20 protein-coding genes are annotated in these 13968 nt (G+C 60.6%); 4 read left to right on the forward strand and 16 right to left on the reverse strand.

The features are described 5' to 3' along the window. Positions 1–182: 182 nt before the first annotated feature. The 12 genes from MK_RS08580 to MK_RS08635 are packed head-to-tail and all read right to left on the reverse strand — an operon-like array spanning position 183 to position 6464. Complete coding sequence (locus MK_RS08580) at positions 183–626, reverse strand: hypothetical protein (protein WP_148679861.1); 444 nt, start codon at positions 624–626, stop codon at positions 183–185. A gap of 4 nt (positions 627–630) precedes the next feature. Then, on the reverse strand, positions 631–1974 hold the full coding sequence (locus MK_RS08585) for a signal recognition particle protein Srp54 (RefSeq protein WP_011019980.1): 1344 nt from the start codon (positions 1972–1974) through the stop codon (positions 631–633). Continuing rightward, on the reverse strand, positions 1971–3008 hold the full coding sequence (ftsY, locus tag MK_RS08590; protein ID WP_226988643.1) for a signal recognition particle-docking protein FtsY: 1038 nt from the start codon (positions 3006–3008) through the stop codon (positions 1971–1973). The genes MK_RS08585 and ftsY overlap by 4 nt, the downstream gene beginning before the upstream one ends. A gap of 41 nt (positions 3009–3049) precedes the next feature. After that, complete coding sequence (gene pfdA / locus MK_RS08595) at positions 3050–3523, reverse strand: prefoldin subunit alpha (protein ID WP_011019982.1); 474 nt, start codon at positions 3521–3523, stop codon at positions 3050–3052. Next, positions 3523–3765, reverse strand: a complete 243-nt coding sequence (gene rpl18a, locus MK_RS08600; protein WP_011019983.1) for a 50S ribosomal protein L18Ae — start codon at positions 3763–3765, stop codon at positions 3523–3525. Before rpl18a ends, pfdA begins: the two co-directional genes overlap by 1 nt. Before the next feature lie 17 nt (positions 3766–3782). Beyond that, on the reverse strand, positions 3783–4448 hold the full coding sequence (locus MK_RS08605; RefSeq protein WP_011019984.1) for a translation initiation factor IF-6: 666 nt from the start codon (positions 4446–4448) through the stop codon (positions 3783–3785). Positions 4449–4450: 2 nt separating this feature from the next. Continuing rightward, positions 4451–4711 carry a 50S ribosomal protein L31e gene (locus MK_RS08610; protein ID WP_011019985.1) on the reverse strand — a complete coding sequence of 87 codons (261 nt, stop codon included), beginning with the start codon at positions 4709–4711 and terminating at the stop codon, positions 4451–4453. Between the two features lie 15 nt (positions 4712–4726). Next, entirely contained in the window at positions 4727–4882 is a 156-nt protein-coding gene (locus tag MK_RS08615; RefSeq protein ID WP_011019986.1) for a 50S ribosomal protein L39e, read from the reverse strand. A gap of 13 nt (positions 4883–4895) precedes the next feature. Further along, complete coding sequence (locus MK_RS08620) at positions 4896–5249, reverse strand: DNA-binding protein (protein WP_011019987.1); 354 nt, start codon at positions 5247–5249, stop codon at positions 4896–4898. A 29-nt stretch (positions 5250–5278) separates the two neighbouring features. Further along, the gene (locus tag MK_RS08625) at positions 5279–5728 is read right to left on the reverse strand and encodes a 30S ribosomal protein S19e (RefSeq protein ID WP_011019988.1); all 450 of its coding nucleotides are present in this window, start codon (positions 5726–5728) and stop codon (positions 5279–5281) included. Positions 5729–5773: 45 nt separating this feature from the next. Continuing rightward, positions 5774–6091 carry a ribosome assembly RNA-binding protein YhbY gene (gene yhbY, locus MK_RS08630; protein WP_011019989.1) on the reverse strand — a complete coding sequence of 106 codons (318 nt, stop codon included), beginning with the start codon at positions 6089–6091 and terminating at the stop codon, positions 5774–5776. Then, on the reverse strand, positions 6078–6464 hold the full coding sequence (locus MK_RS08635) for a ribonuclease P protein component 4 (RefSeq protein ID WP_011019990.1): 387 nt from the start codon (positions 6462–6464) through the stop codon (positions 6078–6080). Before MK_RS08635 ends, yhbY begins: the two co-directional genes overlap by 14 nt. Here MK_RS08635 and MK_RS08640 point away from each other — a divergent pair. Next, positions 6457–7653 carry a hypothetical protein gene (locus MK_RS08640; protein WP_148679863.1) on the forward strand — a complete coding sequence of 399 codons (1197 nt, stop codon included), beginning with the start codon at positions 6457–6459 and terminating at the stop codon, positions 7651–7653. The genes MK_RS08635 and MK_RS08640 overlap by 8 nt on opposite strands. Next, positions 7647–8156, forward strand: a complete 510-nt coding sequence (gene frhD, locus MK_RS08645; RefSeq protein ID WP_158296004.1) for a coenzyme F420-reducing hydrogenase, FrhD protein — start codon at positions 7647–7649, stop codon at positions 8154–8156. Before MK_RS08640 ends, frhD begins: the two co-directional genes overlap by 7 nt. Here frhD and MK_RS08650 read toward each other — a convergent pair. The 3 genes from MK_RS08650 to ilvE are packed head-to-tail and all read right to left on the reverse strand — an operon-like array spanning position 8132 to position 11073. Beyond that, on the reverse strand, positions 8132–8566 hold the full coding sequence (locus MK_RS08650) for a 4Fe-4S binding protein (RefSeq protein WP_226988756.1): 435 nt from the start codon (positions 8564–8566) through the stop codon (positions 8132–8134). The two genes, frhD and MK_RS08650, sit on opposite strands and share 25 nt — an antisense overlap. Positions 8567–8613: 47 nt before the next feature. Beyond that, positions 8614–10173 carry a flippase gene (locus MK_RS08655; RefSeq protein WP_011019994.1) on the reverse strand — a complete coding sequence of 520 codons (1560 nt, stop codon included), beginning with the start codon at positions 10171–10173 and terminating at the stop codon, positions 8614–8616. A gap of 12 nt (positions 10174–10185) precedes the next feature. Next, positions 10186–11073 carry a branched-chain-amino-acid transaminase gene (gene ilvE, locus MK_RS08660; RefSeq protein WP_011019995.1) on the reverse strand — a complete coding sequence of 296 codons (888 nt, stop codon included), beginning with the start codon at positions 11071–11073 and terminating at the stop codon, positions 10186–10188. Positions 11074–11254: 181 nt separating this feature from the next. Here ilvE and MK_RS08665 point away from each other — a divergent pair, with 181 nt between their 5' ends. Then, the gene (locus MK_RS08665) at positions 11255–12316 is read left to right on the forward strand and encodes a hypothetical protein (RefSeq protein ID WP_011019996.1); all 1062 of its coding nucleotides are present in this window, start codon (positions 11255–11257) and stop codon (positions 12314–12316) included. Beyond that, a complete protein-coding gene (locus MK_RS08670; protein ID WP_011019997.1) occupies positions 12300–12593 on the forward strand; it encodes a hypothetical protein in 294 nt (97 codons plus the stop codon). The genes MK_RS08665 and MK_RS08670 overlap by 17 nt, the downstream gene beginning before the upstream one ends. Before the next feature lie 24 nt (positions 12594–12617). Here the strand turns inward: MK_RS08670 and MK_RS08675 are convergent, their stop codons facing one another. Further along, on the reverse strand, positions 12618–13964 hold the full coding sequence (locus tag MK_RS08675; RefSeq protein ID WP_011019998.1) for a transcription antitermination factor NusB: 1347 nt from the start codon (positions 13962–13964) through the stop codon (positions 12618–12620). Positions 13965–13968: the final 4 nt, after the last annotated feature.

The following is a 13968-nucleotide window of genomic DNA, read 5'->3' on the forward strand; positions in this document are numbered from 1 at the left end:
CTGATCAGAGCCCGAGCGCGGGCCCGCCCCGGTTCGGCAGGCGGCGGTGAGGTGGGGGTTATCCGCCGATGAACCGCCGTTCAACGGCCGGGGTACACGGGCGATGAGCCCCGTGGCCCGACCGGGCGGAGGCGGGCTCGGTTCCCGGCGATGACGCCCCGGTCCCGTCGGGCGGGGCACAGTCACTCCAGTCTCTCCATCACAAACCGACACTCTTCCTCATCGATGTCGATGCTCGCGGTTCTCATCCTGACTCCGAAGGTCTCCTCGGTCGCTTTTAGCACCAGGGAGGCGAAGGGGCACACCACCGGGACCTTGTCACGCTTTAAGAGTTCCCGCTTCACATCCGAAAACGGACACTCGACGATCCTCAGCTCAACAGTATTCTTCTTTTCTTCCGCTAGAACATCACCGATATCACCAAGCGATTCTATGGTTTTCTTCACGTCATGTGCTAATGAATTAGCCGTATCTCCAGTTATTTCCAATAGTTCCTCGTCTTTTATGTATTTCATCATTGCTCTACCTGCAATTCTATTTAGCGCCAATGCCATTTCACCGTGAGTCTCGAATAGGGCCTCTTGAAGGCCTACGATAAACGCTTTGTATACTCGCTCTTTCGACAACTGTCTACCCCCTTAGTACGTTCCGAATTACCCTTCCGAGCTCTCCGCCGATGCGTGGGATCCTCCCGCTCTGGATGTCCTCGATCACGTCCTTCATCATGCGGTAGTGGTTCAGGAGCTCGATTACGTCGCGCTCTGACGTACCCGAACCGATGGCGATGCGCCGGATTCGTGACTTGTTGAGAATTTCAGGATTTTCCAACTCCTTCTCCGTCATCGAGTCCATAATGACCTTGTACTTCTTCAGGCGCTCCTCGGTGATCTGGGAGATCTTCCGAACGTTCCTTCCGCCTCCCATACCGGGCACGTACTGCAGGAGCTTGTCGACGGGTCCCATCTTACTCAGTGCCTCTAGCTGCTCGTAGAGGTCCTTGAGGGTGAACTCTCCTTCCAGGACGTCCTCTGCCTTTTCCTCCTCTTCCAGCATCTCTTCGGTCCGACGCAGGAGCTCGTCGATGTCTCCGATGCCCAGGAGCCTCGCGACGAAGCTCCTCGGGTTGAATTCTTCCAGGTCATCCACGCGTTCTCCGGTACCGACGAACTTGATCGGAGCTCCGGTCCGTGCCACCGCGGAGAGCGCTCCACCGCCTTTCGCCGCGGTGTCCAACTTGGTGATGACCACACCCGTGAGCTGAACCGCCTCGTGGAACGCCTCCGCGTGATCTCCCGCCTTCTGCCCTACCGTGGCGTCCAGGACCAAGAGTACCTCGTGCGGCTCGATACGTTCCGCCATCTCCCGAAGCTCGTCGATGAGGTCCTCGCTCAGGCGGTCCCTACCCGCCGTGTCCACGATCACGACATCACACTCGTCCTTGAGTGCCTCCACACCTTTGACGGCCATCTCGACGGCGTCATCAACGTCCTCCACGTGGACTGGGACATCTACCTCTTCGGCCAGTTGACGCAGCTGCTCACCCGCCGCGGGACGATACGGGTCCGCACCGACGAGCCCGACACGGTATCCCTTCCGCTGGAGGTATCTGGCCAGTTTCGCGGCCGTGGTGGTTTTACCCATACCGTACAGTCCGACGAGCATGATGACGTTCACGTCGCGGGAGAGGTCGATGTCGAGGCCTTCCGTCTTCTCACCTCCAAGAAGCTCCACGAGCTCCTCGTACACTATCCGCAGTAGGTAGTCACGTTTCGGCACTCCCGCGGGTGGTTCCTCCTCGAGGGCTCGCTTTTCAATGCGCTTGCTCAGTTCTAGCACGAGCTTTACGTCGACGTCCGCCTCCAGAAGCGCACGTTGAACGTCGCGTACCACCTCCTTAACGAAATCCTCATCGATTATCGAGGCTCCTTTGATCTTCTTGGTGATTTCAGCAAGCCTATCGGCGAATCCTATCACGATTCTTCCCCCCCAATTACGCGCTCGACGAACCATTCCGGCGAGAACGCCTTTAAGTCGTCGTAATCCTGACCGACACCCAGATACAGGATGGGGGCTCCCGTAACTTTCGATATAGAAAGTACGGCACCACCTTTGGCGTCCGCGTCGACTTTAGTCAGTATCGCGCAATCTATTCCCACGTATTCGTGGAATGTCTTAGCCTGCTCGATCGCGTCGTTTCCGGCCAGTGCGTCGCCTACGAATACGACGAGATCCGGTTCCAGAACTCGCTTCATCTTTTTCAGTTCTTCCATTAAGTTAACGTCGGTGTACGCCCGTCCGGCGGTGTCGACGAGGACGACGTCCTTCCCCTTCGCTTCCGCGTGCTGCACAGCGTTGAAGGCCACCGCCGTCGGATCGTCTCCCCGCTCACCCTTGATCAGGGTGACGCCGAGTCTTTCCGCGTGCTCCTCCAACTGTTCAATAGCGGCCGCCCGGAACGTGTCGGCCGCGGCGATTACGACCGAGTAACCGTGATCCTTGAGCAGTTTCGCGACCTTGGCGATGGTGGTGGTCTTACCGCTCCCGTTCACACCGACGAACATGATGATGGCCGGTCGACCATCTTGCCGGGCCTTCTCAACGGTCTCCATGAGATCGACCTCTTTCTTCGGCTCGAGTACCGATAGGAGCGCTTCGCGGAAGCCCTCCTCTACGACCTTAGGAATCTCCGATTTACCCTTAACCCGACGGCCGACCAGCTCTTTCTTGAGCTCCTCCCGGATGCTCTCGGCGACTTCAACCGCGACGTCGTTGCTTATGAGTTCCAGCTCCAGCTCGTCGAGGATGTCCTCGATGTCGGCCTCTGTGATCGTAACCTCACGCTTGACCACCCTCTTCAGGCGTTCCTTCAACGTGGGCTTCTTGAGGTCCTCCGGCATCGTTTCGACTTCCTTAACTTTTGCTTCCTCGGCCTCCTCTGCGCGCTCCTCCACGCGCTTCGCCACCTTCTCCTTTACCTTGCTTAGAACGCTCTTCATCTTGCCGAACAAGCTCGAAGGCACCCCCGAAAAACGTCGGGTTTCGGGAAGGATTACCCTCCACCGGACTGCTGGGCGATCCGCTGGGCACCTTCGAGCTGCTGCGCAAGTTCTTGTGCCTTCCTCTGCTTCTCCTGCAACTCCTGAGCCAGCTCCTGGAGCTTCTGCTGTGCTTCCGCGCGGGCTTTCTCTAGCTCCTGCCGCTGGTCGTCGATGCTCTCGAGTGCTTCATCGATCGTTCTCTCCACAGCCACGCCGGCTCCGATACCCACGATCACGCGCTCCGTGTCGGTGACACAAGCTCTGACGAACGACTGAGCACCCACGGGTACGAGGACTTCCTCGTCGCCCTCCAGCTCTTTAACGCCCTTCAAGGTCTCCTCGACTCGGTTCAGCTCACTGATCGAGGACTCTATGAGGTCTATTTGCGCGTTGATCGCCTCCATTTGCCCTTGAAGTCTGTTGATCTCGGCTATCAGTCGCTGTAGTTCCTGTTGGATCTCTTGCTCGTTCTTCTTCTCCGCCATTACTCTTCCACACCCAGAAGCCGCCTCAGTATCGGATCCTCTACCTTAGAGGGGTCTATCTCCCGGATCTCTTCGATCTGAATCTCCATGCGGCTGACGCCGTGCTCGCTACCGAGATCGGAGTACACCTTCTCCAGCGCTTCCTCTTCGGACGTGGCCGGAACCTGACGCGTGAACGGTTGTCGAGGCTCGTCACCCATGCGGAACGTACCACGGACCTCGAACACCTTCACCTCGGACATCGGGAATACCCCCGGATTCAGATGAGGTACAGGGCATCCTCCAAACGGGCGAGCTCGGGACCCGTCGTATCCTCACCGACAACAGCACCTTTAGAGTTCACCACGATACCCACACCGACGTAGGGGGATCCGCGGTTCACTGTGCCGACCTCCACGTCCACCCCTAGCACCTCCGAGACACGTTCCATTTCCTCCTCCGTCGCTCCTGGGTGTACCACGGCCCCCTTAGAGTTCGCCACACCCGCTGACCCTACGGTCTTCACACCACCGAGCTCACCACGTACCACTCTCCCGCCGAGGACTGACTCGATCACCTCTAATGCGTGATCGTCGAGATCCGGATGAACCAGTGCCCCGTGATCGTTAGTGAGAACGAGGTTGCCGACGGCGTTCATTTTGGAGGGGAGCACGTCGACTTCCACGCCCAGCTCACGGACGACCCGTATCTCGTGCTCCCGAGCGTGTCTAGGGAACAGGGCGCCGTTGGAGTTCACGGCCAGTAGGGCGCCTACGAGGTTGCTGCCGGCCACGGTGGTCCGAACGACTTCGACGTCCAACGCTTCTTTCACTCTTTCAACGATGTCGTCCGGGACTTTGGGAGCGACGACGGCGTATTCCTCGGAGGCCGCTATCCACGCCCCGATGTTGGGGTCCCCGTGGACCGAGGCCTTGACTACGGTCATGCTTACTCCGCCAGCCTGACTTCGACGGTACCGTCCGCGTACTTCACGGCGCGAACTCTGATCTTAGAGGGTGGCTTCTTGATGCCCCGCTCCCAGATCTTCTCGTTCACGTCGTTGCCGATCCTGACCTCCTCCGCCTTCATGTGTCGTTCGATGAACTGCCTAAGCGCCTTGACGGCCCTCGGTGCGCGCTTCTTGAGCGGTGCCTTCTTCGCGTCGCGAAGCGGTACGGTGTAAACACGCTCGTCGACGACTTCAGCCACGTCCCAATACCCCCATTACGGCTTCAGCTTGCTACGCCTCCAGTGCCTACGCTTCGGGTTGTCGATGACGCGTCCACCCGTTTTAGCCACAACCCACGGTGGGACGCGACGGTTCTGCTTGATCGCCTTGGCCATACGGAGTTTCTTACCCAGTGGTTTCACACGGGCCAATCGACTACCCCCCTCACTTCCGTTTGAACCTTATCCGATACTCCTTTCGCGTAGCGTCCGAGACCTGTTTCAGGATTCTCTTGAGTTGATCCTCGTCGATCTTCTCCTTCAACTGACCCGTTTGAGCCAGCTGTAGTAGGTAATTTTCAACCGCCTGAGCCAGCTGTGGCCTGGCGAGCCGGACTCGAGCCAGACGTTCCCGGGCTTCTGGGGTCAGGATCCTACGAAGCATCGCCCGGCGCTGGGCTTCCTCCAGTGCTTTCTTCTCCCTCTCTTCCTCGACCTTCTTCTCCTGCGACTCCTCCAGCTTGCGTTGGAGTTCCATAATCTTCTTACGCCGGATGCGCTCGAGCTCGGGGTCGGTCATAGTGGCGACCTCCTACCCCCGATCGGCGGTTAGATGGGAGACGTGAATTTATCCGTGTATCCCTTCTCCTTGGCGATCTCATGGGCGGTTGAGTCGACGAGGGACCTGCCTTCAGGTGTGACCACTCGGCCTTCTTCGGTCTTCTCGACCAGTCCGGCCTCCTCCAACTGCTGCAGGATCTTGCGGATGATCGCACCACTTCCCTTCCGGAACCGCTCGGGCCGGGCTCCCCGGTCCTGACGACCTCCGTAGTACGTGCGCAGTCGGGAGACTCCCACCGGGCCGTCCATGTACACTCGGCGCAGGATCGATGCCGCTCGCATGTACCACCAGTCCGGATCCTCCGGCGGACGCTCCTTGTGGCGGCCTGTCTTGACGTACTTCGCCCACTCGGGCGGTTTGATCTCCTCGAAGTCCTTGAGCTTCTCCGCCAGACGCTCCACGAGCTCCGATCCGGGCACCACGTAGGCATCGTACACGGACCTAACCCCCCTCCGCCGGCCGCAGAGGGCGCGTTAATGGGTTTAACGGGAGAGCCCGTGGAACCTCCGCCATCCTTCTCTCGGTCGGAAGAGTACTGCCGTACGTCCGCGTACGTCGATCAGCTCCGCGTTGACCTTCCTGGCGAGTTCTTCGGCCAGCTCCTTCCGGTCGTACCGACGTAGGATGTTTCGCTCGAACCTGACCTTAATGAGTCCGCGCTCCTCCAGCTGTCGATCGACTTCCTGGATGACTCCGGAAGTCAGTCCTTTCTTCCCTATCCTCACAACGGGATCCAGCAGGACCGCGCGGGCTCGGAGTGCCCTACGCTCCTTACCGCTCAGGCGTTTAACCTGCGTCACGATCCTTCACCCCCTCCATATGCCTGCGTCTCCGCTCCTTTACCTCCCGTAAGTACGGATACCGATATATATAGCCACACTCGAGGCAGGTGACCGACACGTGGGGCATGCGGTTCTGTCTCAAGCGTACTCGGGCCGTGACCCCGGGGATGAGTGGGGTGTTACAGCGCTTACAGAAGCTACGCTTGAGATGCTTCGGAAGCTTAACCCGAGCTTTCATAGCTATCCTCCTGGCGAGCTCCACGTACCTCCGTGCCCTGTCCGGGTCCTCGTAGTACACCGTCCGGGCCAGCCTCAACAGCCGCTCAGCGCGCTCCAGGGCTATCCTGCGCAACAGTAACACCCCCGAACGAGGGGATTCGACCTTGCACACCTGGCTCCTGCTATGGCTCCTGCTACCGATGACACCCGCGCAGGCTGATCCGACGAGTCACTACCTGGAAGTCCATCCGGATACCGTCCCGGTGACGCCCGAGGGGAGTCCGCTAGTTCCTGCCTACGTGGAACTAACCGACGAGGGGAAGGAGGCAGCCCTCTCCCTCCTCGAGCGTCTCGGAATCCCGTCGGATGAGGCCGCGGTGGGATACCTGGCCGACGTTTTCGTCGGGGAGTCGTGCCATGGAGGCACTCGGTGCCTCGTAGTCTACAATCCTCAGGACACCACCGTCGAGGTGCGACCGTGGGAGGAAGATCGGCTCCCCCTAAGGTTACCACCGCTCCGACTGGACGACCATCTCACGGAACTGCTCCTGTGTCTACCGGTACGGGAGCAGATCACCCTTCAACCGGCCGTTCTCGAGCTCGGTTGGAACCTCGAAATGATGCAGCGATGCACCAAGGCCGTCCGCCTGCACAAATTCGGTGAGCCGACGGCCGTGATCGCGGTTTACGTACCCACCGAAACGGCCGCTCTCCGGGCGTTCGAATCGTTACTCCCCGACCCACGGAACGTTGCCCGAGCCATGCTCGAGCGTCTCTCCTCCGAGGTCCGCGATGCGATCGATGAGTATCTCGTGCGAGACCGGCTGGAAAGGTTGGTGAAATCGAGGCTAGGGAGTGACGTCTACGATCGGGTCAGAGAATACTTCTCTTCGATGATACATTTGACGGTCAGCAAGATCGAGGAGCTGTACGACGAGAGGGTCCTCCCAGCACTGATCGAATGGTGTGCTGCCATCGTGCGGTACGTCGAAACCTCACTCATTACCGCGTTCGCACTTCTGTACCCCGACAACCCGAGCGCAGACGTCCTCGAGCGCCGGGTGGCCGTGTACAACTCTCCCTACTTCCAAATACTCCGAGACTGGCTGCTCGAACCTTCCTACACGGCCTGGAAGAGCGTTCTGTGCGATCTCGCCGTCACCGTGGCCGATTCGATCTTCGAGGCAGCACGACCGGTCCTGTCGGCCTTGAGATTAGACTCCGAATCGAGCCGAACGACGCTCGAGGAAATCACGAAGTCCGCCGTGAAGAACTTCATTGAAGCCCTAGGTCCCTGTCTAAGGACAGTGTTAGAGCTGCTTCTACTGGACACACTCATGGGGCTGGCGTGGGCTTGCTGAGGTTCTTACAAAGGCGCGTCCTCATCGTCGGGTGCGGGAACGAGTTGTTCGGAGATGACGGGTTCGGACCAGCAGTGATCAAAGAAATCGAGCGCCGTGGATGGGAGCATCCGGACGTGGAGATCTTGGACGCAGGAGCGGGCGCTCCGCAGAACGTGTTCTCGCTAATCGACGAGGATTCGAAGGTCGAGTACATGGTAGTGGTCGACGCGGTGGACGTGGGAGCGGAGCCGGGAACACTACTGGAGTTCGGCCCAGAGGATCTCGATCCCAACTGTCGCATAGTACCAGTTGACGCCCACGGATGGAGCATAGAATCCGCACTGCTGGACCTCAACGAGAGGATCGGTATCGACTTCCGGATACTGGGATGCCAGGTGAAAGAGCTACCGATTCCCGAGGTCCAACCTGGTCTCTCCGATCCCGTCCGTAAGGCGGTACCGAAAGCCGCCGACCGTGCGATCGAGCTCGCCGAGCGTTACTTGGGTGAAAAGACTCGATAGACCAGTCCGCGGTACCTGACGCTGAGTGACCTAGCTCCCGAAGGACACGCCCGCACGCACTCTCCGCACCCTAAGCACTCACCGTCCGGTGATGGACAGATTTCGGAGCACCGGCCGCACGCTAGGCACCTCTCGTCGTCGACATCCGGTTCCGCCTCGGTCCGAGGACCCATCACCCACTTCAACGCCTCAGCAGCGACGTCCACGCCCAACGCTTCACGGAGCTGGGGCCAAAGTCCGAAGGGCGGTGTCTCTTCGACCACACGACGTACCTTGTCACGCGTCTCTTCCGACGGGTAATCACCGCTTAGGTAATGTGAGACCGTGGATGGGTCAACGTCGAGCCGCGCCGCCACCTCGACGAGAGGCAGCTCGGATGCCATCCGCTCGGCGGCCAGGGCGCGGATCACAGCCTCCAAGTTGAGTCTCCCGCGCCGTAAGGCCGACCACCCCTGAATCACGGTTTAATGCGTCCTAGAATGTCCAGCGATCGTGCGAGCCGTACGACCCGTACAATTCCGGGTGATCCAACGCGACGTGCTCCCTTCTCCAGTAACTCCCACTCTAAGTCGCTCACACCGCCTAACACCACAAGCAGGATCGAGTACGTGAGTGTCCCCACGGCAGATCCGAGTAACAGCTTCAGCAGAGCCCCGTTAGTGAAGAGCATGGACCACTCGGTCGTGAGCCATGCTGCAACGCCTGCGATCACGGGAACTAGCGCCCATCTCAGCTTGAGATGAGCTTTGGCGTGTACCATTACCGCGCGGACGATCAGGATCATCGCGAGCCAATCGGAGATCGCCGTGGCGACGGAAGCCCCGAAGATGCCCCACTTCGGTACCATGATTGCGTTCAGGACTACGTTCGCGACCAGCGAAAACGAGAGAACGACCAGCGGCAGGCGCTCGCGCCCTATTCCCTGGAGCAGGCTCGCACAGCTGCGGAAGACCACTATGAAAGCCATGGCGGTTGGCAGCACGTAAAGCGCCTGGGCACCCGGCCGAAAGGCGGGACCGAAGAAGAGCGTGATAAGGGGCTCCGCCAACGCGCCCGTCAGGACCGCCACCGGGATCAGCAACGTCCACATCGTCTTAATCGCTATATGGGCGTACTGGCGTAGTGTTCGCTCGTCCTTGAGGGCTTCGGCCTCGGAGGCCGCCGGAAGCAGCGCGGTCGCCACCGCCGCACACAACGTGGTCGGAAGGCGAGCTATGGGACCGGCCGCGTCGTAGTACCCGACCCAAAGGGTCCCCAGAAAGTACCCAATCGCCAGGAGGTCGACGTTCGACTGAATCATGTCCGCGATACCGGTCAGCGCGACCGGAAGGCCGAAAGTTAGGGCGTCCTTGGCGACACGGTCCGAAGGGAGCGGTTCACCCTCCCTGGGTATCTTCGGGAGGTACTCGCTCCTGAGCTTGGCCGCCCCGTAGAGTCCCGATGTGGCGTACGCCAGCGTCGCCGAGGCGAAGACAGCACCGGCCGGTCCGTACCCCGCCAGGATGAGCGCGGGTGCCCCACCCACTCGGGTCCCCTGCTCGACGAACTGCGTGAGGACGTACCGGCGCATGTCCTGGAACCCTTGGAAAACACCCCGGACGCACGAAGCGAAGGCCGCAAAGGGTAATCCTATGGCCATGATCAGGAGCGGCGTATAGAGGCGCGGATTGTGGAAGTACCACGAGGCCAGGTACGGGGCGGTTAACGCCAGTATCAATGCGGCGAGAGTGGACAAGGCAACCAAGACTAGCGTCGGGATCACGATGAACTGGCGGACCTTCGTCCCCTCGCCGAGCGCGTGGTACTTAGCGACGTACCTCGCGACGGCGGGTGGTACCCCGAAGGTAGCCAAGAACATCACGATGGTCTGTATCACCATGGTAGACGACACTATTCCGTACCCGTCGGGCCCCAGCAGGCGGCCCACGAGGAGCCGGTACACGTACCCTCCTAATCGAAGGAACAACGAGCCGACGAGGACCGTGAGACTGCCTTTAACGAGCTTGAGGAGGGACAACGAGAGACCCCGTCACTCCTCGTACACCGGCGTACCTTCCTTCTTCGTGAGCTCCCGGAACGCCTCCATGATACGCCTCGTGATGGGTCCTGGGCACTCCTCGCCGATCTTCCGCCCGTCGACCTTCCTAACGGGGGCCACCTCCGCCGCCGTGCCCGTTAGGAACACCTCGTCCGCCGCGTACAGTTCTCCCAGTGTTATCCGCTTCTCTTCCACGGGTATACCGAGCTCCTCGCAGATCTCCATCACGGTCGCCCTGGTGATCCCCCGGAGAATAGTGTCCTCCGGTGGAGTGTACACGGTCCCGTCTTCCACCACGAACACGTTGTCACCGGTACCCTCGCAGACGTAGCCCTCGTGGTCCAACATGATGGCCTCGTCGGCGCCCGCCAGGTTGGCTTGGATCTTCGCCAGGATGTTGTTCAGGTAGTTGCACGACTTGATCTTCGGATCGAGCGCGTCCGGTGGAATACGACGCACGGAGGCCGTGATCACCTCGATCCCTTTCTCGTACAGGTCCCCGTACAACGGCTCCATCGGCTCCGCGATGATCACCACGTTGGGTTCCGGACACTTCTCCGGGTCCAACCCGAGGTCACCTTCGCCGCGCGAGACCACCACCCGGATGTACGCGTCCCGGAGCTCGTTGGCCCGTACGGTCTCGATGATGGCCTCCTTCATCTTCTCCTTGGTCATCGGTATCTCGAGCATGATGGCCTTTGCGGAGTCGTACAGTCTGTCGACGTGCTCGTCCAACTTGAATATCCGGCCATCGTAGGCCCGAATCCCCTCGAAGACGCCGTCGCCGTACAGGAACCCGTGGTCGTAGACGGAGATTTTAGCCTCTTCCCGGGGGACCAGTTCGCCGTTCAGGTAGATGAGCTGCTCGCGCTCAGACAACTCGGAACCCCCAGCCGCTGCCCGACGGGTAACGTTAAAACACTCTCCCTCCGGGGATCGCGTGGGGCTCGGAGGGGAGATGCTCCAGTACGTGATCCTGGAGTACGTCCTCAGCACCGTCATTTCATTAGTCATCGAAAAGTATGTGGTGGACCCAACGACCCGGCGCTAAGTCCGTCAGATGGCGGAGCGTATCGTTAGGGAAGTCCTTCGAGAGGCCCGGAGGCGCGGCGTGAGCGTGAGCGACTTGTTCAGCTCCGAGGGATGGGTCGTGAACGAGATCACCGACCGCATCTCGAGGGTGCTGGGATCCGTCGGGGCACCATCCGAGGACGTCCGAGAGAGCATCCTCGAGGAGACATCTTCCAAGCTCAAGTCACCCACGACGTACCTGAGCTCGATCGCCGAGACGGTATCTCAGGTTCTACCCTGGGGCGAGGAGGACGCTGATGCATTACCGGACCACGACTTCTCGGAGAAAGTGCTGGACCATCTGCTCGAAGGAGCGGAGGAGTTCGTGTGCCTCGCGAGCCCGTGGGTGTCGAGCCCTAAGGACCTAGTCGAAGAGGGTGTCAGATCGCTGAGGGGACTCTCCGACCGCGACTTGGAACTCTATCTCCTGGTCGCGGCAGGTGAGAACGAGCGGGAAGTCCTACTGGAGTGGGCCTCGCTAGGGTTCGAGGTCCGTGAGGCGGAAGGGCGGCGGGAAGGTGACCTAGGGATCCACTGCAAGGTGTACGCCAACGAGAAGCTGGCGCTCGGGGCCAGCTGGAACCTGACCGTCTCGAGCCTCCGACGCCTTCGGGCCATGCGCGAGGTGCATACTATCAACCCGAAGGCGGACGACTGCGAGGTGTGTAACGCGAACTACGAGCAACTGGTTTCAGAGTTCAACTCGCAGTGGTCGGAAGCCAAGCAGAGGTTCTTCCGGGATGAGGGTCTGAAAGGTCCGGCGATTTTCGAGGTGCGCTGGGACGGCGATCGGCCGACGGAGGTCGTCATCTACCGGGAGAACGGTGAGCGCTGGTTCACCGTCGAGCTAGAGGATAACCATGAGGGTTTCGTGTTCAACGAACGGGAGGGCCTACCGGTACGTCGAGGAGTACCGAGGGTTCACCGCTTTGACCTTCGAGGATCCCGACGCCGCGGCCAAGATCGTTTATCCCTTCGTCGGACTCAAGCTCGAGAGGATCCGTCCGGAGCATCTGGATGTCGTAGAGCGGGACGTGAGATGGAAAGATAACGCGAAGAAGTACAAACACCAGCTCACGGGCCGTCCCTACGACGGCGCACTCGTCGTCTGGGGCCTGGACCCGGACCCGAGGTCGGACTTCTACGTCGCGGGTGGGAAGCTCCTGGTGATCAGGTGCGAGGAATCGGGTGGGAGCATAACGGTAGAGTTCGTCGACGCCGCCGACCCAGGTAACCTACCCGACTGGGTCTCGGGTTCCGTGGACCTCGGATGGCTCTTCGACAGGTCCTCGGGAGAGGGGACCCCGACACTCTTCGTCTACGACTGATTTTTCTTTCCTATTTTTTCTTTCCTACCCTTTTCCCTTCATCTTCGCGACGAAGAATCCTGCCGTGTCGTGCCTGAACGGCCAGTACCGCCGCACCTTCTTGTACCCAGAGAACCGCTCCCCTCGGAACTCCTCGATCCCGGGGGACCCTAGTACGCCGGCGTCGACCAGTTTCACGTCGAACTCCTCCAAGGCGCGCTTCACGATAGCCTCGTTCTCCTCCCACGATACCGAGCACGTCGAGTACACCAGCGTGCAGCCGTGTTCCTCGGCGATACGGAGCGCGGGCTCCAGTATCTCCCACTGCCTCTCTGCGAACCGCTCCAACGGCTTGGGCTTCCACCTACTGTCCGGGTTCCTGTTCCAGACCCCCGTGGTCGAGCACGGTGGGTCCACGAGGATACGATCTGGAACGTCGGGTAGGTCGTCCACCGTCAACCCGCGGGCGTCCCGGCAGATAGTTCGGACGCAGGTGATCCCGAGCCGGCGGCACCGGCGCTCCAGGACCCGGAGTCCCCACTCCGACCTGTCCACGGCCCACACTTCGCCCTCGTCGAGCATGCGCTCCGCCGTGTGCGTGGTCTTGCTACCCGGAGCCGCGCAGACGTCGAGCACGGTTTCACCCGGCTCGGCGCTCAGGGCGGCGGACGCGGACGCCGACGCGAGGTCTTGCACGTCGAACAGTCCCTCCCGCCAAGCCCTCGATCCGTATCCGCGGCCCCTGACCAGCGCACGCACCTCCTCCAGGAACGTGGGCTCCGTCACGATACCGTACTCTCTCTCCAGGACGTCACCCGCGACCAGCGGGTCTAACTTCAACCGGTTTATACGGAGGTACTGCGGCGGCACCCGGTTGTTCGCGCGTAGGAGGAGCTCGACCCTACTCCGATCACCCTCGAACAAATCCAGCACGTAAAGGACGAACCACTCGGGATGCCCGTACTTCAGTGCGAGGCGCTCCGTCCACGGGCGATCCTCCAGCACGTCCTTCACGGAGACGCGTTCCACGCCGCGGAGCACGGCGTTGACGAAGGCTCCCGCCTTGCTCCCTACTAACCTCTTCGCGATCCTGACCATGCAGTCGGTCACCGCGGGTGGAGGGTTTCTCCAGATCTTCATCTCCAGGGTGCCGACCCTGAGGATCTGGCGCACGTAGGGCGACCTCACGTCCTCGGGATGTGCGTCCGAGCCCGCCGCCACGAGCTCGTCCAGTAGGTTCCGCCGCTTGATCGTCTCGTACACGAACGCCTGCACGGACCGTCGGACGTCGATCGGACGGTCCCGGCAGGTACGCTCCACGGCCTCGGGTATCGGCATTCCTCGGGTTTCCACGAGGACCAAGGCTTTAACCGCCAGCAGCTGGTTCTCCATGCAT

This window comes from Methanopyrus kandleri AV19, assembly GCF_000007185.1.
GTDB lineage: Archaea > JAADCQ01 > Methanopyri > Methanopyrales > Methanopyraceae > Methanopyrus > Methanopyrus kandleri.

Coding starts and splice junctions, on each gene's coding strand:
- pfdA (WP_011019982.1), bottom strand. CDS start 3,523: ATGGCGGAGAAGAAGAACGAGCAAGAGATCCAACAGGAACTACAGCGA.
- rpl18a (WP_011019983.1), bottom strand. CDS start 3,765: ATGTCCGAGGTGAAGGTGTTCGAGGTCCGTGGTACGTTCCGCATGGGT.
- MK_RS08605 (WP_011019984.1), bottom strand. CDS start 4,448: ATGACCGTAGTCAAGGCCTCGGTCCACGGGGACCCCAACATCGGGGCG.
- MK_RS08620 (WP_011019987.1), bottom strand. CDS start 5,249: ATGACCGACCCCGAGCTCGAGCGCATCCGGCGTAAGAAGATTATGGAA.
- MK_RS08665 (WP_011019996.1), top strand. CDS start 11,255: ATGGCGGAGCGTATCGTTAGGGAAGTCCTTCGAGAGGCCCGGAGGCGC.
- MK_RS08675 (WP_011019998.1), bottom strand. CDS start 13,964: ATGGAGAACCAGCTGCTGGCGGTTAAAGCCTTGGTCCTCGTGGAAACC.